We start from the raw sequence: 19,836 nt of genomic DNA on the forward strand, positions 1-19,836 counted from the left end.
GACACGGGGGGTGCCGGACGCCCCCCCGGCCTCCGGACAGGCGAAGGCCGCGGACGTCTTGACGCCTCCGGAGACGCGGGAGACGTTCAAGGTATCCATGGGTCCCGTGCCGCCTCTCTCCGTGAAGTCCCAGGAGCGCCACTCCACCGAGCGCGCTCCCCTGCCCGCGGCCGCCGCCGACGAGGCGGGCCTGTCTCCCGAGGCACGCCTGTGCATGCTGCAGGAGATGATGGAGGAGGCGTTCATCTCCCTGGACGCCCAGGGCTGCATCCGCGAGCTGAACGGCCGCGCCGCCGCGCTGATGGGTCAGCCCGCCGACCGGCTGCGGGGGCAGGAGCCGTGGGGCGCCTGGCCCGAGCTGGCGGGCACCGTGCTGCACGAGCGGCTGATGACGGCCCTCACCACCCGCGAGGGCGGGCGCTTCCTCGCGGAGCTGCCCTCGCGCATGTGGCTGGAGGTGACGGTCCGCGCCGTGGGCGACGAGACGTGGGTGCTGGCCGCCGACATCACCCGCCGCCAGCAGGCGGAGAGCGAGGTGGCGCGCACCGAGGAGCGCTTCCGGCAGATGGGCGAGCGCTTCCAGGTCGCGCTGGAGTCGGCGCAGATGGCCGTCTGGGAGACGAACCTCGCCACCGGGCAGGTGTTCCGCTCCGAGGGGCATGACCGGCTCTACGGCTACCCGGAGCCCCTGGCGGAGTGGACCCACGAGCGCTTCCTCGCCTCCATCCACCCGGAGGACAGGCCCGAGGTGGAGTCCCAGGTCTCCGCCCTCTTCTCCAGCAGCGTGGACGCCTATGCCTCCACCTTCCGCACCTGCTGGCCGGACGGCTCGTGGCACTGGCTCATCAGCCGCGCGAAGGCGCTGCGCGACGCGGCGGGGCACGTGGTGGTGGTGCGCGGCGCCATCCTCGACGTCACCGCGCTGAAGGAGGCGGAGACGGCGCTGCAGGAGGCGGTGCGCACGCGCGACGACTTCCTGTCCCTGGCCAGCCACGAGCTGCGCACGCCGCTGACGTCCCTGCGCCTGCAATTGCAGATGCTGCGGCGCATGGCGGAGACCACGCCCGGCGAGCCGCTCGCCGCGCCGAAGGTCGCGGCGAAGCTGGACTCCACCGAGCGCCAGCTCCGCAGGCTGGGCGCGCTGGTGGACAACCTGCTGGACGTCAGCCGCATCCAGACGGGCAAGCTGGACTTCCAGTTCGCGGAGGGCGACCTGGCGGCGGTGGTGTCGGACCTCGTGGCGCGCTTCGCGGACGAGGCGCGGCAGGCGGGCGTGACGCTGAGCGCGCAGGTGGACGGGCCGGCGCGGGGTCGCTTCGACCGGCTGCGCATGGAGCAGGTGGTGAGCAACCTGCTGGCCAATGCGCTGCGCTACGGCGCGGGCAGTCCCGTGCGCCTGACGCTGGCACACGAGGACGGCACCGTCCGGCTGGTGGTGAGGGACTACGGTCCGGGCGTGGCGGAGAAGGACCGCGAGCGCATCTTCGAGCGCTTCGCGCAGAACCCCAACGCCGTGCACAAGGGCGGCCTGGGGCTGGGGCTCTACATCGTCCGGCAGATTATCGAGGCCCACCACGGCCACGTCCGCGTGGAGGAGGCGCCCGGTGGCGGCGCGGCCTTCGTGGTGGAGCTGCCGCTGTAGGCCGCGCCCCGCGAGGCCTCGGGCCGCGTCAGGGCTCGTCACTGATGAAGGCGAACCCCTCCGACGCGTCCAGCCGGTAGCCGGGGTCCTCGAACACCACCCGCGCGCCGGTGCCCTCGAGCAGCTCCCGCACGTAGCTCACGTGCACGCGCAGGGAGTTGTCGTGCAGGCGCGGGTCATAGTCCGCGTCCCACATGGCGCGCACGCACGCCTCCTTCGGCAGCGTGCGCCCCGGCTGCCGGGCCAGCGCGTACAGCAGCCGGCGCGGCAGCACCCGCTTCGCCAGCGAGACGGTGCGCCCGGAGGCGCGCAGCTCGTGCTGGCGCGCGTCCACCACCACCGCGTCCGAGACGCCGGCCGGCGCCTCTCCCTGCGCGAGCGCGCTCCGCGGCGCCAGCGCTCGCGCCAGCTCCGGAATCAGCTCCGGGTCCACCTCGCCCGCCGAGGCCTCGCGCGCGGCGGCCTCCAGCGCGGCCTGCGCGTCCATGGCCCGCTCCGCCCGCTGATGGAGCAGGGCCCGCGCCAGGTGGCCCAGCGCGCGCTCCAGCGCGAAGTCCTCGCCGCGCGCCAGCGGGTCCAGCGACGCGAGCAGCCCGGTGACACGCACGCTGTCGCCCTGCATGGCGGCATGCAGGGCCGCGAGCGCGCGCTGGCGGGCGGCCACGCCCGGGCGCACCTCGCGCGGCTCCACGGCGGCGGGGAGCGCCACCTGCCGGAAGACATCGGCGGCACGCGCCACCTCCGCGGCCCGGGCCAGCCCGCCCGCCCCCCGCGAGAGGGCGTCGGACTCCACCACGTCCAGCAGCGCCAGCCCCTCCGCGCGCCGGCCCAGCTCCAGCAGCATGCGCCCGGCGCCGAGGCGCGAGAGGTGGCGGATGAAGAGGTAGCCCGCGTGCTCGGCGCGGGCCTCCGTCTCCCGCAGCGCGGCGAGCGCGGCCCGGCGCTCGCCCCGGTCCGCCTGGCACCACGCGGCGATGCAGTCCAGCTCCAGCGCCAGCCGGGGCGCGCCCAGCCGGCCCAGCCGCTCGCGCGCCCTCGCCAGCGCGGCCTCCGCCTCCGTAATCCGGCCCAGCCGGCTCAGGATTCCCGCGGACAGGGCCGTCACCATGGGCCCGCGCGAGTCGAGCGGCGCGCCCTCCAGCAGCGACACGCACTGCGCCAGCGGCTCCGCCAGCTCGCTGTCGCGGCCTTCAATCCAGAGCATCAGCACGCGCGCGTAGGCGCACCAGCCCAGCACGCGCCGGTCCTCCGACGCGGCCGCGGCGGAGTCCAGCATCTCCAGCGACTCGTCCAGCCGGCCCTGGAAGAAGCGCAGCGCCGCCCAGGCGAGGAGCTGCTGGAGGAACACCTCCGGCTGGCGCGGCATGGGCATGGACCCGAGCGTCCGCTCACAGGTGTCCACCTCCAGCGAGAAGAGCGCCACGCGGACGAGCACCGTGCCCACGTCCTCGCGCAGCGCGTCCCCGTCCTCCGGGGGCGCTTCCTCCAGGGAGGCGCGCAGCTCCAGCAACCCGGCCAGGGCGTGGCGCAAATCCAGCAGCCGCACCAGCGCGCGCGCCCGGGCCAGCCGCGCGTCGGCGGTGCGCAGCGCCGGGGGCAGCGAGTCCAGCAGCGAGAGCAGCTCGGCGGCGGCGCCCAGGCGCACCAGGCTTTCCGCCTGCTCGACGATGAAGGCCGCGCGCGCCTCATACCGGCCCAGGGCCTGGAGGTGGCGGCACACCGCGCGCACGCGCACCACGGCGGGCAGCGGCTCGCGTCCGAGCAGCGCCAGCAGCGCCTCGTGCGCGGAGCGGGCCTCGTCCGGGGTGAGCAGCGACGTGAGCGCCTCGCGCACCAGGTCGTGCAGGCCGTGCCGCCCCTGCGCGTCCGTCTCCACCAGCAGCCTCGCGCCCAGCCGCCGCAGCGCTTCGCCGGGCGCGTCTGGCCCGCCGTCGGGCAGCACGTCCTGGAGCGCGCTCGCCGGCAGCGGCACCTCGCTGAGCGCCAGCACCGCGGCCAGCCGCCGCTCGTCTCCGGGCAGCGCCGCCAGCGCCGCGCGCACCGGCTCCTCGTCCCCCGCGTCGCCGGCGTGGGCACGGCGCAGCAGGAAGGGCACGCCCCGCGAGCGGGCCCACGCGGCGTCGAAGCCCTCGCGCGTGCCGTACAGCGAGTCGAGCTGCTCCCACAGGGCGCGGGCGGCGGACTCGGCCAGGCCGTCCAGGCGCAGCTCGAAGCGGTCCGGGCTGGCGGCGCGCCGGGGCACGGACTCGCGCGAGGTGACCAGCAGCGCCCCCTGCCGCAGGCGCCCGCCCACCTCCTCCAGCAGCGCCGCGCGCTCCGCGGGCTTCAGCCCGTGCAGGTCGTCCAGCACGCACAGCGCGCGGCGCGCCTCCAGCGCCAGGGCCAGGTCCTCCAGGCGCGACGCATCCGACAACGCCTGGGCCACGGGCGCGTCGCTCAGCAGGCGGCGCACGTCGTCCACCACGGTGTCCAGCGTGTCTCCGGGACGCACCCGCCGGTGCACGACGGGGCCCCGGTAGCGCGCCGCCACCGCCGCTGCCAGCGCGGACTTGCCCACGCCGGGCAGGCCGTAGACGACGCCGGTCCGCACGCGCCGCAGCATGCCTCCGAGCCGTTGCACCTCCTCGGCGCGGCCCACGAAGACAGCGGGGGGCCCGAGCCCCTGACGAGACGTCGTGTGCATTGGAGAACCATTGTAGGGCCGGAATGACCCGCGCTGGCAGTCACAGCGCGGCCGGGCCCGAAAGGTCGCTCGTCAGGCGCGTCTGTCCGCTCCCGTATACATGCGGGGCCAGGCCCCCGGACATACCGCACCGGAGGCCCGTTTCGGCAACGGGGTGCGAGGCACGCACACTCCAGTTTCATACACGTGACGCCTTCTCAGAAGGAATTGGCGCCGGGAGTGAAACGAACCGCGGCTGAATCGCGCATCATGCCTGCCATCATCCGATGCCCGGGGCTCGCGGTTGGAGGCGCCACGGTGTCATCGGGCCCGCCGTCCGGAGGCGTTCCGATGTGGATTGAGACCATCATCATGCCGCGCGAGGACTCCGACTCCTACGTCCCCGCGCCGCAGCGGGACCGACGGAACGTACTCAAGGCGACGGCCAGCGAGGGACGGGCCCTCCGGAACGCCGTGATGGGTTTCCTGGACACCCACCAGCTCTCGGACGCGGTGAAGTGGATGAGCGAGCCGGGCTTCCTTCCCATCATCACCATCCACTGCACGGACCTCGCGCTGTCGAAGCTACGCGAGGCCGCCGACTTCGTGGTGGGCTGTGCCGCCCCCATCGAGGCCTACCCGGCGCTGGTCCGCCCGCAGCCCCCGCTGGCTCCCGAGGCGATGCTGCCCGCCGTTGCCGCCTTCGAACCCCGACTCTGAACCCCCACCACCGCTCGGCGCCGCGCTACGCGCGCGGTGTCTCGACGAGCGTGGTGGGCTCGTGCGTGACGGGGAAGTTGACCGAGTTGGCGATGAAGCACTTCGCATGCGCTTCGTGGTGGAGCGCGTGGGCCTTCTCCCGGTCGGAGCCCGCGGTGACGGTGACGCGCGGGCGCAGCACGACGCGGGTGAAGCGGCCGCCGCCATCCGCGTCCTCGGACATGAGGCCCTCGGCCGCGTCCACGTACTCGGTGACCACCACGCCAGCGGTGGCGCACAGGTGCAGGTACCAGAGCTTGTGACAGGCCGACAGCGAGGCCACGAGCAGCTCCTCCGGGTTCCACCGCTTCGGGTCTCCGCGGAAGGCCGGGTCGGACGAGCCCGGAATCACCGGCTTGCCTTCCGCGCTCAGCTCATGCGCGCGCTCGTAGCCCCGGTAGGTCGCGGTGCCCGCACCCGTGTTGCCCGTCCACTTCAACGCCACCGTGTAGCGATGCTCGTGTCCCGACATGACACCTCCCTGGAGGTTCTGGACGCGTTGCATATGCGCCAGTCCCAGGGGAGGCAAGCCCTTCCCACCGCCCACGTCATGGCGTGGCGATGCGGCGGTAGCGCGCCTCCAGCAGCTGGTAGACGGCGTAGGCCACCAGCCCCAGCGCCACCAGGCCCAGCAGCCACGGGCCGAACGGCTGCGACGCCAGCGCGCCCAGCGCCTCGCCGAGGCCGCCCGCCTCGCCCGGGTCCGCGGCCACGGCGGCCTGGATGAAGAAGGTGCCCACCAGCAGGAACACCACCGCGCGGGCCAGCGCGCCGGCCTTGCTGATGCGCTCCACCCACGTGCGCTGGCGCGCGGCCAGGCCCGTCAGGCTCAGCTTCTCCAGCATCTTCCCGCTCACCGCCTGCTTGAACTGGTACACGGCGAAGCCAATCACCGCCACGCCCACCGCGCCCACCAGCACCTGGCCGAAGGGCTGCGACATCAGCTCCGCCGTCATGCTCTTCGTGCCTCCGCCACGGCTGGCGTGGCCGCGCAGCAGGTTGAAGGCGAACAGGGCGAGGCTGGCGTGAATCACTCCGCTGATGCCCAGCACGGCGCGCGCGACGAGCCCCTTGCCGGAGCGGCCCTTGCCCTCCACGTCCAGCGCGGACTGCACGAAGCGCCAGACGGCGAAGGCCAGCAGGCCCAGTCCGAGGAGGACGAGCAGCACCGAGCCGAAGGGCTGGCGCGCCACCTCCTCCACCGCGCCGTGCGTGTCCGTCGCGCGGCCGCCCTGCCCCAGGGCCAGCATCAGCGCCAGCACACCAATCACCGCGTAGACGGCCGCGCGGGCGGCGTAGCCCACCCGGGCCGCCATTTCCACGCCGCCCCTGCTGGCCTGCCGCCCCGCCTGCGTCATCCGTCGCAGGTCGGGTCCTCGCAGTGCTCCGGTCGCCATGTCTCCCCCTTGTCGAGTCGCGCCCCGTTTCGGCGGCCCCGGAGACGATGCGCATGGGCAGGCCATCCCCCAACGGGCGCTCGGCCGGCTGCCCGCCCTCCCGTCCTCATCGTGGGCGCGGCTTGGAGCCGCGCCCACCGGTGGACAGGTTGAGCCCACCAGGGAGGCGCATGCCGCGCGAAGTGAAGGACGGCGACGGAATCACGTGGAGCTGCATCCAGGCCTTTGCCGGCCTGGGTGGAGGCGAGGAGAAGGCGGAGGCGGCGAAGGTGGACGGCGCCCGGAATCGCTACCACGTCGTCTGCACACCGAGCGGCGGCGCGAAGTCGGTGCGCGTGGAGCTGCCCGGTGACTGGGAGGAGGCGCTCTCCGACGAGAAGCTGCTCTCGGCCATCCACTCGCAGCTGGCACGGGACACCAGCGGGTAGCACCTCTCCCTACTCACGAGCGCGGCAGGGCCCGCGTGGGTTGGCGTCCCCATGCCCCGCCGGGCATGCTCCGGGCGGCTTCCGCCCCACCCATGAGCACCCGACTCCCATTTTCCGTCTCCCCACGCAGCGTCGTGTGCCGGAAGCCCTCCTGGCACCGCGCCCTGCCGTGGCTCACCGCCCTCCTCCTCGTCGCCTGCAAGGGCACCGCGTCCGCGCCTCCGGCCGCCGCCTCGAAGCCCGGGCCCGCTACCGCCACCGCGCCCCTGGCCCCGGACGCGGGCGCCCCCGCCGCCGTCCCCGTGAAGGACGACGCGGCCACGCGTGAGGAGCTGGCCGGCATCCTCACCCGCTACCGGCAGAACATCGTCCTCGCCGCGGACGAGGCCACCCTGGACGAGGACACCCGCGAGCGCGCGGCCATCGTCGGGCGCATGCTCTTCGACGAGAATCGGCACGCGCTGGAGTCCCTCGGCGGGCGGCTCCACGAGGCGCTCACCTCCGGCGCCGGGCCCGCGTCCGTCACCGCCTTCCTGGACTGGCTGGAGAAGGACGCGGAGCTGCACGACGCGGACAAGCTCGCCTTCAAGGACACGCTGGCGGAGGTGCGCGACACGCTCGCCGCGCTGCCCTCCGCGCCCGCGTGGAAGGCGCCGCTGCTCGCCCGCGTCGAGGAGGACCAGCGCGCGCTCCAGGCCATCCAGGCCCTCTACGAGAAGGAGCTGCAGGCCGTCTTCGGCCGCTTCGACACGCGCGGCATGGCCGTGCGCCGCGAGGCCTGGGAGGCCTACGTCACCTTCCTCAAGGGCCGCTTCACCCGCGAGTCCATCCTCAAGTCCTTCGACGAGACGCTGGGCTCACTGGGTGAGGGCCTGCGCGGCAAGGGCCCGCGCAAGGAGGACCCGGCCATCATCACCGGCAACTCGCTGCCGCCGAAGACGCTGGTGCTCACCTTCGACGACGGCCCGCACCCGAAGTTCACCCCGTCCATCCTCGCCACGCTGGAGAAATACGGCGTCAAATCCATCTTCTTCGAGGTGGGGCAGAACGTCGCCGTGCGCGGCAAGGGCGCGGGCGACGCGGGCACGCTCAGCCGCACCGAGGCGTCCGCGTACTCCGAGCGCATCCTCCAGGCGGGGCACCTGCTCGCCAACCACTCGCTGACGCACGCCTTCCTGCCCAAGCTCAGCGACGCGCGGCTGGAGCGGGAAATCGACGAGTCGAAGCGGGTCATCGAGGAGGTGACGAACAGTCAAATCGCCCTCTTCCGTCCGCCCTATGGCGCGCGCAACGAGAAGGTGGCGGCGGCGCTCGCGGCCCGGCAGCTCAAGGCGTACCTGTGGAACGTGGACTCGCTCGACTGGAGCGACCCCATCCCCACCTCCATCGCCAACCGCGTGGTGCAGCAGGTGGAGGCCAACGGCCGCGGCGTCATCCTCCTGCACGACGTGCACAGCCAGACAACTGAGGCGCTCCCGCTCATCCTCGAGACGCTCCAGACGCGCGGCTACCGCTTCGTCCTCTGGGACGGCACGCGGATGGTCGGCGACTCGGCGGACGGCGGCGTGCCCCCGACGGCCACGCCCGCCCCCGCGCCCGGCGCGCTGTACCGCGAGAGCTGGGCGGTGGTCATCGGCATCAACGCGTACCAGAAGTGGCCGAAGCTCTCCTACGCGGTGAACGACGCGGAGGGCGTGCGGGATTTGCTCGTGCGCAAGTACCGCTTCAAGCCGGAGAACGTCACCGTGCTGCTGGACGCGGAGGCCACGCGCGAGCGCATCCTCTCCGTGCTGGGGGACGCGCTGGCGGACCCGAAGAAGGTGGAGCGCGAGGACCGCGTCTTCGTCTTCTTCGCGGGCCACGGCATCACCCGCCGCCTGCCCAACGGGAAGAGCCTCGGCTACATCGTCCCGGTGGACGCGGACACGTCCAACTACCAGAGCACGGCCATCTCGATGACCAACTTCCAGGACATCAGCGAGGCCATGCCCGCCAAGCACGCCTTCTTCGTCATGGACGCCTGCTACAGCGGCCTGGCGCTGACGCGCGGCGGGGCCCCGGCGGGCGGCGACGTGCGCAAGTACCTCCAGGAGGTGACGCGCCGGAGCGTGCGCCAGGTGCTCACCGCGGGTGGCGCCGACGAGCAGGTGGCGGACCAGGGCCCCAACGGCCACTCCATCTTCACGTGGACGCTGCTCCAGGGCATGGAGGGACAGGCGGACCTCAACACCGACGGCTACGTCACCGCGTCCGAGCTGGCCGCGTACGTGGGCCCCACCGTGTCCTCGCTGTCGCGGCAGACGCCCGCCTTCGGCAGCATGCCCGGCAGCGAGGGCGGCGAGTTCGTCCTCGAGCTGTCCCACGAGGGCGAGTTCCTCAGCGAGAGCTCCGAGCAGCTCGACACCGAGGCCATCCGCCTCAACGCGGAGCTGGAGCGGGTGCGCTCCGAAATCGCCGCGAAGACGGCGCGCAACCAGGCCCTGGCGCGCGAGCTGGAGGCGGCGAAGAGCCAGCTGTCGCAGCTGCAGGACGCCGGCACCGCGCCCGCCGTGGCGGCCGCGCCGGTGCCAGCCGCCACGCCCCAGGAAGAGGCCCGCCGCCGCGGGGACCGCGGCATGACGCTCTACCGCGAGAAGCGCTACGAGGAGGCCCTCGCCGAGTTCCAGGCCGCCGCGCGCCTGGACCCCACGGACGCGCAGGCCACCAACAACGTGGGCTTCGTCCACTTCCGCCGGGGCGAGTACGCCGACGCGGTGAAGTGGCTGGAGAAGACGCTGGTGCTGGACCCGCAGCGCGCCGTGGCCTTCCTCAACCTGGGTGACGCGTACGACAAGCTGGGCCGCAAGCCGGACGCCGCGAAGGCGTATGGGCGCTACCTCGCGCTCCTGCCCAACGGCCCCGCCGCGGACACCGTGAAGGAGAAGCTGGCGCGCCTGGGCCGCTGAGAGCCGCGCCAGCCCTCCTCCTCCGGGCCCTCACTCCGGCAGCAGGGTCATCGTCCCCGGCATCGGGCCACCGCTGCCGTGGTCGCGGTCGAAGTTGGCCAGCTCGTGCAGCCGGTAGACCACCGTGGCGGTGTCGTTGTTCGCCGTCGGCGTCAGCAGGATGGCCATGGCCTCCTCGGGCGTCGCGGCGTTGGCGACGCTCTCCATCACGACGAGCTTCACGTCCGTCGGCATCGGGAAGCCGTTGGCACCCTGGTTCTGCGCGATGGCCGCCATGTAGTCCTTCACGATCTGCTGGACCTGCTGGGCCTCCGCGTGGGTGAAGGACACCGACACCGTCTCGCCGCTCCCCGTCGCGCCCGGGTAGACCTCTCGCGTGCCCTCGATGGTGTTGGGCGTCAGGTGCGGCAGCGTCACCGCATAGGTGTACCCGGTCGGGTCCTCGGGGTCCTTCCACTCGCCATTGACGGTGAAGGTGACGGGACCCTTGGTGCCCGTGTACTGGAACTCCGTCGGGCCGCCGGCGTCGTAGGTCGTGGTGACGTACTCGCCGCTCTCGATGGTGGCCTCGCCCAGGTCGAAGAGCATCGTCACCTCCCGGGAGAAGGACTCGGAGGAGATCTCCACCGTCGCCGCGTTGGAGGTGCCGCTTGCCGGGTCGTTCTTCGGCAGCTCCCCCGTGGCGAGGAAGCGGTTGTAGGCGGCGAGCCCCTCGGGCCGGGAGATGTCGAAGTCCACCTGCCGCGCGGACATCCCGCTCACCGACAGCGTGTCGGACACGCCCAGCGGTCCGAAGCTGGCCTCGGTGTTGCGCGACACCGCCTCCGTCGGTCCGACGGTGACGCGGACCGTCTTGTCGTCCAGCTTCGTCACCGACAGGGCCATGCCCCTGGCCCGCTCGACGCTCAGGCCCGCCGTGAAGTCGAAGAGGCCGGCGATGTTCTTGAACGTGGTGGACAGGCCGGCCTCCGCGAAGGCCTCACCGGTGAGCGTCACGGTGGCGCCCACGGGCAGGTTCTGCGGCAGCGTGGGGTTGAGCTGCGCCGCGGCCTGCTCCGGCGTGGTGATGGCCGAGGCGGCCGCCGTCGGCAGCGTCACCTCGTAGCCGCCCCGCACGCCCGTCTGGCCGGTGACGCTGGCGGAGGCCCACTTCCCATCCGCCTTCAGCTCCCCCTGCACCCCGACCTCCGCCTGCACGCTGAACGTCGTCGTGCCGGGCGTCCGCGTGAAGCCCGCGTCCAGCTGCGTGTATGCGGCCACCGTCAGCGAGACGATGCCCGCTTCAATCTTCGCCCCGCCCTCCAGGGTGGCCGACCCGGAGATGCCGCCCGGCCCGAACATCACCGAGCCCTTGGCACTCCCCTCGCGCGAGAGGGTCGCCAGTGGCTCTCGCGCGGTGGACGGAGCGGCGGCCGGCGCGTTCAGCGGGTTGCGCTGCGTGCTCCCCGTCGTGCTCCCCCCGAAGCTGTCGGTGAACAGGCTCCCCCCGGAAGGCGTGCCCCCCGTCTGCTGCTGCGGCGGACCCGCGGGCCCCTGTTGCTGCGGAGCGCTGACGGCTCCGCTGTTCGACGGCAGCACGGTGCTGATGAACTGCCTGAAGCTTCCAATCGGTCCCGGCATGTGAACTTCCCCCTCTGACACAGTCACAGGGGTTGTCGCGCGGAACGCGGCGGAGGCTGAATTAAACCGAGTTAAATCCGCACCCCTTCAGCCGAACCGCTCCCGGAAGGCGCGCAGGTTGGGCCCGTCCCCGCCCCGCTCCCACACCGCGAACACCACCCGCTCGAAGACGCCGGGGAAGGACCCGAGGGCCCCGGAGAACGCGTCCGCCGCGTCGTACGGCTCATTGCGGAAGGCGCCGCAGCCCCACGCCCCCAGCACCAGGGTGCGGTGGCGGTGGTGCGCCGCCACCTGGAGCACCTTGATGGCCCGCGCGTGCAGCACCTCGCGCAGGCGGTGGACCAGGCCGGGGGCGTTGCTCCGGGCCGCTCCGGCATTGGGCGCGGGCGCGGTGATGAGGGACACGCAGAAGGGCCGCTCCAGCAGCGTCAGTCCCTCGTCCCGGAAGAAGGGCACGTCCGGCGAGTAGATGATGTGGTCCGTGTAGAGCGGCGAGTGCTCCGCGCGGTTGGCGTCGTAGTACTCGCGCTGCGTGAGGAGGCACGCGTAGAGCGCCGAGCAGCGCGCCAGGTCCTCCTCCTGCGCCTTCGCTCCGCCCAGGAAGCCGCCGCCCGGGTTCTTCGCCGACGCGAAGTTGAGCGCGACGACGCCCGCCACGCCCTCCCCCTCCACCAGCCTGCGACAGGCCTCGCCCGTCTTCTCCGACGTCACCTCGATGCGGGGCCGGCCCGGGCCCACGGAGGACGCGGACCGCTCGAGCCGTCCGAAGTCACCCGGCCGGTACAGCGCCGTCCCGTCCCTGGCGTGCTCCACCGCCGCCCGGAGGGAGACGCGCTGCCCGGACGGCGCCACGTACTCCCCCCGCTCCACCACCTCCACCGTCTGCTGCGCGAGTCCCTTCAGCGACATGACCTGCTCCCTGGCAATCTTCGTGTCTTTATTACACGAAGATTGCCGGGGGAGCCTGACAGGGCGCTGGACACCGCGGTGCTACTGGCAGCCGATGCGCGCCGTGCTGCTGACGGCGACGTTGTCGATCCACGCCTCGGAGGCGGACTTGCCCTGCGGGTGGACGAAGCCGTAGCCCACGTTGAACCGGTCGAAGTTCCGCATGCCAATCTCGGGGAACGTGTAGGCCAGGGCCCCGTCCCTGTAGACCTTGACGCTGCCGTAGATGCTCGACGGAGTGTCGCGGCGGACCTCCCACTCCAGACACACCCACTTGCCCGCGGCCATGCCCAGGCTGACCGGCGTGGGCTGGCGGTTCCAGCCCTGGCCGTCGCGGAAGGACCAGTCGTCCAGCGCGAAGCCGGTATCCGAAATCACCTGGAGCTCGATGCCGCCGAAGTCCTCATTCAGGTTCGCCAGCACGAAGAACGTCCCCATCTGGCCGAAGATGGCGGGCAGGGAATGCAGGTACACGTGCGCACGCACGAAGAGCTGCGTGCCGAAGGTGGGGATGCGCTTCTCCCAGCGCACGATGGCATCCCAGTCCTGGCCCACCGGCGCCTTGCTCTCGTCCACGCCGTCCGCGGTGATGACGTGCAGCCGGCCACCCACCACCTCGGCGGTGGCGCGGTCCGAGCTGTCGCTCCACCCGTTGGTGCCCTTGTCGAAGGTCTCGCAGATGAGCGCGCCCGCCGGACACGTGGCCGTGGGGCTGACGCCCGGGTCCGCGCCCGCGTCGGGGAAGGTATAGGTGCCCGCGTCCGCGGACACGCCCGAGTCGGGGTTGTTGTCGTCGTCGTCGTTGTCGTCGTCGTTCGAGCACGCCGGCAGCGCGCCCAGCGCGAGCAACGCGAGGGGCAGCACCACAAACCGATTGAAGCGCATAGGGTCCTTCCGAACCGGGCACACAAGCCAGGGGCCCGAAGAACTATCACCCGGGCCGACTCCAGGTCACCCGGGCTGGAGGGACCCTGTGGTCGCCGGGCGTAGCTCTCCGCACGAGAGAGCAGGCAGGCACGGGGTGACAGGGTGGAGTTCCTCATACCGCGAGAGCCGGCCCCGGACACGCGGCGATTCGGTGGCGCATCGGGCGGGAAGCGTGCAGAAATCCGCGCCATCCAACGTCTGGCGCGAGGATTCCACACATGAAGCTCTTCTACTCCCCGGGTGCCTGTTCCCTGTCGCCGCACATCGTCCTGCGTGAGGCGGGCCTCTCCTTCGACCTGGAGAAGGTCGACATCCGCGCCAAGAAGACCGAGCACGGCGCGGACTACTTCGGCGTCAACCCCAAGGGCTATGTCCCGGCCATCCAGCTCGACGACGGCAGCCTCCTCACGGAAGGGCCCGCCATCGTCCAGTACCTCGCGGACAAGGTGCCGGAGAAGAAGCTGGCCCCGGCCAACGGCACCCTCGAGCGCTACCGCCTCCAGGAGATGCTCAACTTCATCTCCACCGAGCTCCACAAGAGCTTCAGCCCGCTCTTCAACCCCGCGTTCCCCGAAGAGGGGAAGCAGATCTACAAGGACCGGCTCGCGACGCGCTTCAAGCTGGTCGACGAGCTTCTGTCGAAGAAGGGCCCCTACCTCTTCGGCGAGTTCTTCACCGTGGCGGACGCGTACCTCTTCACCGTGACGAACTGGGCGGGCCACGTGAAGGTGGACCTGGAGCCCTACTCCGCGCTCAAGTCCTACATGGCGCACGTGGCGGGCCGTCCCGCGGTGCAGGCCGCGCTGAAGGCCGAAGGCCTCGGGAAGTGACGCCGTCGTTCGTCAAGCTGCTCGTCTCGGACGCCGCGCGCTCGCTGGCGTTCTACGAGGCGCTCGGCTTCGAGCGCATGGGCGCCGAGCCGCCCTTCGTCCACCTCCAGTGGGCGGGGGCGGTGGACGTCTACCTCGTCACCCCTCCTCCCATGCTGAAGCTGGAGGGGCGGCGAGGCCTGGGCGTGCTGGTGGGCTTCCGCGCCCAGGGCGCCAGCGGACTCGACGAGCTGCTCCTGCGCGCCCAGTCCCAGGGCGCCGTCGTGGAGGGCCCGGTGGTGCAGCCCTGGCACACGCGGGAAATCATCGTCACGGACCCGGACGGCTACCGGCTCAACTTCATCGAGCCCGCGTAGTGCCGCCCCCTGGGGGGCGCGCGAAGCCCCCCAGGATGAGGTCCACCATCAGGTCGGCGGATTTGCCCAGCGGCTTGAGGGTGAGCCACTCGTCCTTCTCCATCACCAGGTGGAGGGACACCAGGCCGTGCAGGCCGCCCCACATCGTCTGGCTGATGAGGTCCACGTCCTGGTACTCGGGCCGGAAGCAGCCGGCGTCGCGCGCCTCCTGCACCTGCTTCTGGAGGAAGGCGTACGCGTCCTGCTCCGGGTTGCCCTGCTGGATGTTGTTCTCCTTCGCGTCCTTCAGGTCCGGCGGGAGGCGCTGCATGAAGAGGAGCCGGTAGGTGGTGGGGTGCTCCTGGGCGAAGGCGATGTAGGCCCGCCCCAGCTTGCGCAGCCGCTCCAGCGGGTCCTGCACGCGGGCCACCTTGTTGAGCACCTCGGCGAAGCGCAGGAAGTCGTGCGCGCACAGCTCACGGATGAGCGCGGCCTTGTCCTTGAAGTGCACGTAGATGGCGGTGGGGCTGTACTCAATCTTCTCGGCGACGCGCCGCATCGTCACCGCCTCGTAGCCCTCATGGACGAAGAGCTCGCGCGCGGCATCCAGGATGCGCTGCCGCGTCGCCTGCTTCTCCCGCTCTCGCCGCTCCTTGATGCCCATGGTGCCCTTCCGTGACGTCGCGTCTCCCACCCTACGTCATGCCACACCTCCGGCCGCGGCGGGTGCGCCGGGGAGCGCCGGGCCCGTCCCCTCGCCGGCCGTGGACACGTCTTCCGGCTCCACCTCGGGTGCCAGCAGCTTGTACACCACCGGCGTCACCACCCGGGTGAGGAGCGTGGAGGAGATGAGCCCGCCGATGATGACCCACGCCAGGGGCGAGTAGAGGCTGCTGTTCTCCAGCGCCAGCGGCAGCAGGCCGCCCAGGGCCGTCAGGGTGGTGAGCAGGATGGGGAGGAAGCGCGTCTCGCCCGCCTGCTCGATGGCGGCATCCAGCCCCACGCCCCGCGCGCGCAACTGGTGGGTGAAGTCCACCAGCAGGATGCTGTTCTTCACCTCGATTCCCACCAGCGCGATGAAGCCGATGGACGCGGTGAAGGACAGCGTGTTGCCGGTGAGGAACAGCGCGACGATGCCGCCCACCAGCCCCAGCGGAATCACCGACGCGACGATGAGGGTGCTCTTGAAGGTGCGGAACTCCAGCACCAGCACCGCGAGCACGCCGAACGCCGCGATGATGGCCGCCGCGGACACGCCGCTGAAGCTCTCCTGGCGGCTCTCCAGCTCTCCGGCCACCTCCCAGCGGTAGCCCGACGGCAGCTTCAGCTGCTCGTCCAACCGCGCCATCACCGCGCGCGTGACGTTGTCGGTGTTGTAGCCGGTGGCCACGCTCGCGGTGACGGTGACGGTGCGCTCCCCCTCGCGGTGGGTAATCCGGCTGGGGCTGGCCTCCAGCCGCACCCGGGCCAGTTGCCCCAGCGGCACGAGGTTGCCGGTGACGCCCGCGACGTGCAGCCGCTCCAGCGCACCCAGCTCCGGCCAGGCGCCCGACTCCAGCGGAAGCCGGACGAGGATGGGGTGGTCCTCGCCGTCGGCGTCGCGGAACGTCCCCGCGTTCAACCCCGCCAGCCCGAAGCGCACCGTGCGCGCCACCTCCGCCGCCGACACGCCCACGAGGCCCGCCTTCTCGCGGTCCACCTCCACCTCCAGGTCCGTGCGCCGCGTCTGCACGGGGTTCTTCACGTAGAGGGTGCCCGGCGTCGTCTCCAGCACCTTCTGCACGTCCACCGCCAGCGAGCGCAGCGGCTCCAATTCCGGCCCCACCAGCCGCACGGCCACCGGCGCTTCGACGGGAGGCCCCTGCTCGAACTCGCGCACCTCGATGCGCACCCCGGGGTACGCATCCAGCTCCGCGCGCAGGCCGTCCAGCAGCGCGGGCGTCGTGTCCGGCTCGTACTCATGGAGCTGCGCGAAGACCTCGCCGATGTTGGGCCGCTCCGCGCCCGGCTGCACGTTGTAGTAGACGGACGGGTGGCCGCGCCCGGTGTTGGCGGACACGCTGACCACCTCCGGCCGGCGGCGCAGGGCCTCCTCCACGAAGCGCACCGCGCGGTCCGTCTCCGCGAGGCTGGTGCCGTCCGGCGCCTCCACCAGCACGTGGAACATGGGCGTGCCCGCCTTGGGGAAGAGGCTGAAGCCCACCACCGGCACCAGCGCGAGGCTGCCCACGAAGAGCGCCACCGCCACCACCAGCGTCAGCACCGGCCGGGCCAGCGCGCGGTGCAGCACCGGGCGGTAGCTGCGCTCGATGAAGTGGTGGAAGGCGCGCAGCACGCGGTTGCCCTCCGGGTGCGCGTCCTCCTTGAGGAAGAGGCTGGCCAGCAGCGGAATCACGGTGAGCGACACCAGCAGCGACGCGAGGATGGTGAACACCACCGCCATGGGCAGGCTGCGGATGAACTGCCCGGACGTGCCCGGCAGGAACACCAGCGGCACGAAGGCCAGCACCAGCGTGGCGGTGCAGCCCAGCACCGCGAGGCCAATCTGCGACGTGCCTTCAATCGCGGCGCGCACGCGGCCCATGCCCTGGCGCAGGAAGCGGGCGATGTTCTCCACCACGACGATGCTGTCGTCCACCAGCAGGCCCAGGGCAATCACGAAGCCGACGATGGAGAGCTGGTTGAGCGTGAAGCCGGCGAAGTCCAGCGCCACCAGGCCCAGTGCCAGGGACAGGGGGATGGACACCATGACGATGAGGCTGGCGCGGAAGCCCAGCGGCAGCAGCGTCAGCAGGACGAGGGCCAGCGCCAGCGCGAAGTCGGTGGCGAAGCCGCCCAGCCGCCGGCCCACCTGGACCGACTGGTCGAACCCCGTCTCCAGGCGCAGGTTCGAGGGCAGCGCCTTCGCCCACTCCCGCGCGGCGGCCAGCGTCGCGTCGCGCACCGCGAAGACGTTCTGTCCCTCCTTCTGGGTGACGCTGACGAAGGCCGCGCGCTCGCCGTTGAAGCGGCCCAGGTGCACCGCGTCCTGGTCTCGGAAGGACACGTCGGCCACGTCGCCCAGGCGCACCACGCCCTGTGCGCCGCCGCCCACCACCGTGGCGCGCACCTGCTCCAGCGAGGTGAGCTCGCTGCTCGTCTGCACGTTGAAGCGCCGGGTGCCCACGTCCACGCTGCCGGCCGGCACGTTGAGGTTGGCCCCGCCCAGCGCCTGGAGCACCTGCGGCAGCGGCACGCCTGAACGCGTCAGGCGCTCCAGGTCCAGCGACACGCGCACCTCCTGCTTCGGCACCGCGAACACCTCGGCCTTCTTCACGCCCGTCACGTTGGACAGGCGCTCGGCCAGCGCGTCCGCCTGCCGCTCCAGCTCTCGCGCCGGGGCGTTGGGGCCCACCAGGGCCAACTGCACCACGCTCACGTTGGCGGCGCTGTAGCGCTCCACCTCCAGCCGCACCAGGTCCGCGGGCAGCTTCGGCCGTGTGGCGTTCACCTGCCGCAGCACCTCGGAGTACTTGTCGTCGGGGTCGGCGGAGGCATCGAACTCGAGCTGGATGAGCGCCAGTCCGTCCTCCATCTGGCTGCGCACCTTCTTCACGTCCTCCAGCTCGTCGAAGGCGTCCTCCAGCGGGTCCACCACGAGCTGCTCGAGGTCTCTCGGGCTGGCACCGGGGTAGACGGCGACGAGGGTGAAGGACGGCATGGGGAACACCGGGTCTTCCGCGCGCGGAATGGACAGCGCGCTGGAGACGCCGAGCGCCACCAGCATGGCGAACACGACGAGGGTGAACTGCGGGTTCTTCACGGCGGCGGTGGAGAGCTTCATGGGGCGTCTCGCGGTGGGGAAGGAGGAAGGAGCTCAGCGACGCGAGGTGGGCCCCGTGGAGGGTGTCTCCACCACCGCCACCGCCTGCCCGTCGCGAAGGAAGGCCACGCCGTCGGTGATGACGCGCGTGCCCCCACCCGGGCCCTCGGAGAGCGCCGCGCGGCCGTCGGTGGCGGACAGGAAGGCCACCCGGACGCGCTGTCTCCGCGCGGTGCGGCCGTCCCCGTCGAGTGTGAAGACACTGGCCACCTCGCCGTCTCCCTCCAGCAGCGCCTCCACCGGCACGAGCTGCACTGCCTGCCGCTCGGAGGGCGTCACCACCGCCTTGGCGGACAGGCCGGACAGCAGGCGAGGCGCCTCGGCTCCGGCCGCCGGGCGTACGTCCAATGCGAGCTCCACCTCCGCGGTGCCCACGCCCGGCGTGGCGGCGCTGGCCACCTCGCTGACGCGCGCGAGGAAGGTGCGGCCCGGGTAGGCGTCGAGCGTCACCTCGGCCGGGTCCCCTTCCTTCACGCGCACCACGTCGCGGTCCGCCAGCCCCACGCGCACCACCCAGCCGCCCTCGGTGCTGGCGAAGAGGAAGAGCGGCTGGCCTGGAGACACCACCTCCCCCGGCTCCACCATGCGCTTGAGGATGCGGCCCTCGGACGGCGCGAGCACGGTGGCCTGTCGCTGGTTGAAGGCCGCGGCGCGCCACGCGGCGTCGGCGACCTCGTAGCCGGTGGTGGCGTCCTGGAGCTGCGCCAGCGTGGCCACCTGCTGCGCGTGGAGCCCCTTCACGCGCTCCATATCTCGCGCCGCCTTCTCGCGCGCCTCGCGGGCCTGGGCCACCTGCGGGCCAATCTCCGACAGGTCCAGCGCCGCGAGCACCTGGCCGCGCTTCACCTTCTGCCCCTCGTCGGCGGACACCGCCTGCACCACGCCGCCCACCTTGGTGGAGAGGCGCACCTCCCGCTTGCCGGCCAGCGTCCCGCTGGCGCGGACGGGGCGGGCCACCTCTTCCGCGACGACGGGCGCGAGCCGCACCCGCACGGGAGCCTCGCCCGACACAGCGGGCGTGGGGGCCGCGGAGGCCGCCCCGGAGCAGCCCGTGGACAGCAGGCCGAAGAGGAGGACGGCGAGGCCGCCGAGCAGCGCGGCGGAGAGGGTCGGCGACGGGGCGCGAACCATGAAGGTGACTCCTTTGCTTCCATGCGCCGGCAGGCGCGGGACGGACGAATCCCCAGGCGCGGAAGCGCGAGACCGCGGGCGGCGGGGTTGACGACGCATCTACACTTAACGGCGTTAAGTCAGTGAGACAAGTACCCTCACAAAACTTCACAAACCGAAGGGACGGCCGCGGGCCTGGCACCGGTCCGGATGCGTCCGACAGCGTCCTGTTCGGAAATGTCGGGACATTCGGAGGCGAAAAACCCCCGACATTTCCGAACAGGACGGTCCCCTCCCCGCCCGGGGCCGCCGCCCGGGGCAGCACTCATGACCAGACAGCCGGGCCGCCCGCCCTCCGGCCGTGCACCGGC

15 protein-coding genes are annotated in these 19,836 nt (G+C 72.2%); 6 read left to right on the forward strand and 9 right to left on the reverse strand.

Annotated features, from left to right (window positions below):
- The first annotated feature begins 10 nt into the window (after window positions 1-10).
- A complete protein-coding gene (locus ACX9TP_RS39275) occupies window positions 11-1,642 on the forward strand; it encodes a sensor histidine kinase (RefSeq protein ID WP_482975797.1) in 1,632 nt (543 codons plus the stop codon).
- A gap of 28 nt (window positions 1,643-1,670) precedes the next feature.
- Here the strand turns inward: ACX9TP_RS39275 and ACX9TP_RS39280 are convergent, their stop codons facing one another.
- Window positions 1,671-4,325 carry an AAA family ATPase gene (locus ACX9TP_RS39280; protein ID WP_482975798.1) on the reverse strand — a complete coding sequence of 885 codons (2,655 nt, stop codon included), beginning with the start codon at window positions 4,323-4,325 and terminating at the stop codon, window positions 1,671-1,673.
- Window positions 4,326-4,655: 330 nt separating this feature from the next.
- Between ACX9TP_RS39280 and ACX9TP_RS39285 the strand changes: the two genes are divergently transcribed.
- On the forward strand, window positions 4,656-5,024 hold the full coding sequence (locus ACX9TP_RS39285) for a hypothetical protein (RefSeq protein ID WP_482975799.1): 369 nt from the start codon (window positions 4,656-4,658) through the stop codon (window positions 5,022-5,024).
- A gap of 25 nt (window positions 5,025-5,049) precedes the next feature.
- On the opposite strand, the gene ACX9TP_RS39290 is transcribed toward ACX9TP_RS39285, so the two are convergent.
- Both ACX9TP_RS39290 and ACX9TP_RS39295 read right to left on the reverse strand, forming a co-directional pair.
- Window positions 5,050-5,535, reverse strand: a complete 486-nt coding sequence (locus tag ACX9TP_RS39290) for an OsmC family protein (RefSeq protein ID WP_482975800.1) — start codon at window positions 5,533-5,535, stop codon at window positions 5,050-5,052.
- A gap of 76 nt (window positions 5,536-5,611) precedes the next feature.
- The gene (locus ACX9TP_RS39295) at window positions 5,612-6,460 is read right to left on the reverse strand and encodes a DUF1206 domain-containing protein (protein ID WP_482975801.1); all 849 of its coding nucleotides are present in this window, start codon (window positions 6,458-6,460) and stop codon (window positions 5,612-5,614) included.
- A 170-nt stretch (window positions 6,461-6,630) separates the two neighbouring features.
- On the opposite strand from ACX9TP_RS39295, the gene ACX9TP_RS39300 reads away from it, so the two are divergent.
- Together ACX9TP_RS39300 and ACX9TP_RS39305 are read left to right on the forward strand one after the other, a co-directional pair.
- The gene (locus ACX9TP_RS39300) at window positions 6,631-6,888 is read left to right on the forward strand and encodes a hypothetical protein (protein WP_482975802.1); all 258 of its coding nucleotides are present in this window, start codon (window positions 6,631-6,633) and stop codon (window positions 6,886-6,888) included.
- Between the two features lie 92 nt (window positions 6,889-6,980).
- Complete coding sequence (locus tag ACX9TP_RS39305; protein ID WP_482975803.1) at window positions 6,981-9,833, forward strand: polysaccharide deacetylase family protein; 2,853 nt, start codon at window positions 6,981-6,983, stop codon at window positions 9,831-9,833.
- Window positions 9,834-9,863: 30 nt separating this feature from the next.
- Here ACX9TP_RS39305 and ACX9TP_RS39310 read toward each other — a convergent pair whose 3' ends face one another.
- The 3 genes from ACX9TP_RS39310 to ACX9TP_RS39320 form a co-directional block, all read right to left on the reverse strand.
- Entirely contained in the window at window positions 9,864-11,453 is a 1,590-nt protein-coding gene (locus ACX9TP_RS39310) for a hypothetical protein (RefSeq protein WP_482975804.1), read from the reverse strand.
- Between the two features lie 87 nt (window positions 11,454-11,540).
- Window positions 11,541-12,362, reverse strand: coding sequence for a TIGR02452 family protein (locus tag ACX9TP_RS39315; protein WP_482975805.1), 822 nt, complete (start codon window positions 12,360-12,362; stop codon window positions 11,541-11,543).
- A gap of 81 nt (window positions 12,363-12,443) precedes the next feature.
- On the reverse strand, window positions 12,444-13,286 hold the full coding sequence (locus ACX9TP_RS39320) for a hypothetical protein (RefSeq protein WP_482975806.1): 843 nt from the start codon (window positions 13,284-13,286) through the stop codon (window positions 12,444-12,446).
- Between the two features lie 260 nt (window positions 13,287-13,546).
- Here ACX9TP_RS39320 and gstA point away from each other — a divergent pair, with 260 nt between their 5' ends.
- Both gstA and ACX9TP_RS39330 read left to right on the forward strand, forming a co-directional pair.
- Window positions 13,547-14,158, forward strand: coding sequence for a glutathione transferase GstA (gstA, locus tag ACX9TP_RS39325; RefSeq protein WP_482975807.1), 612 nt, complete (start codon window positions 13,547-13,549; stop codon window positions 14,156-14,158).
- Window positions 14,155-14,514, forward strand: coding sequence for a VOC family protein (locus tag ACX9TP_RS39330; RefSeq protein WP_482975808.1), 360 nt, complete (start codon window positions 14,155-14,157; stop codon window positions 14,512-14,514). The genes gstA and ACX9TP_RS39330 overlap by 4 nt, the downstream gene beginning before the upstream one ends.
- Here ACX9TP_RS39330 and ACX9TP_RS39335 read toward each other — a convergent pair.
- The 3 genes from ACX9TP_RS39335 to ACX9TP_RS39345 are packed head-to-tail and all read right to left on the reverse strand — an operon-like array spanning window position 14,498 to window position 19,486.
- Entirely contained in the window at window positions 14,498-15,157 is a 660-nt protein-coding gene (locus ACX9TP_RS39335; protein ID WP_482975809.1) for a TetR/AcrR family transcriptional regulator, read from the reverse strand. The two genes, ACX9TP_RS39330 and ACX9TP_RS39335, sit on opposite strands and share 17 nt — an antisense overlap.
- A 36-nt stretch (window positions 15,158-15,193) precedes the next feature.
- The gene (locus tag ACX9TP_RS39340) at window positions 15,194-18,316 is read right to left on the reverse strand and encodes an efflux RND transporter permease subunit (protein ID WP_482975810.1); all 3,123 of its coding nucleotides are present in this window, start codon (window positions 18,314-18,316) and stop codon (window positions 15,194-15,196) included.
- Between the two features lie 33 nt (window positions 18,317-18,349).
- Window positions 18,350-19,486, reverse strand: a complete 1,137-nt coding sequence (locus ACX9TP_RS39345; protein WP_482975811.1) for an efflux RND transporter periplasmic adaptor subunit — start codon at window positions 19,484-19,486, stop codon at window positions 18,350-18,352.
- Window positions 19,487-19,836: the final 350 nt, after the last annotated feature.

The organism is Pyxidicoccus sp. M15 (assembly GCF_056858435.1).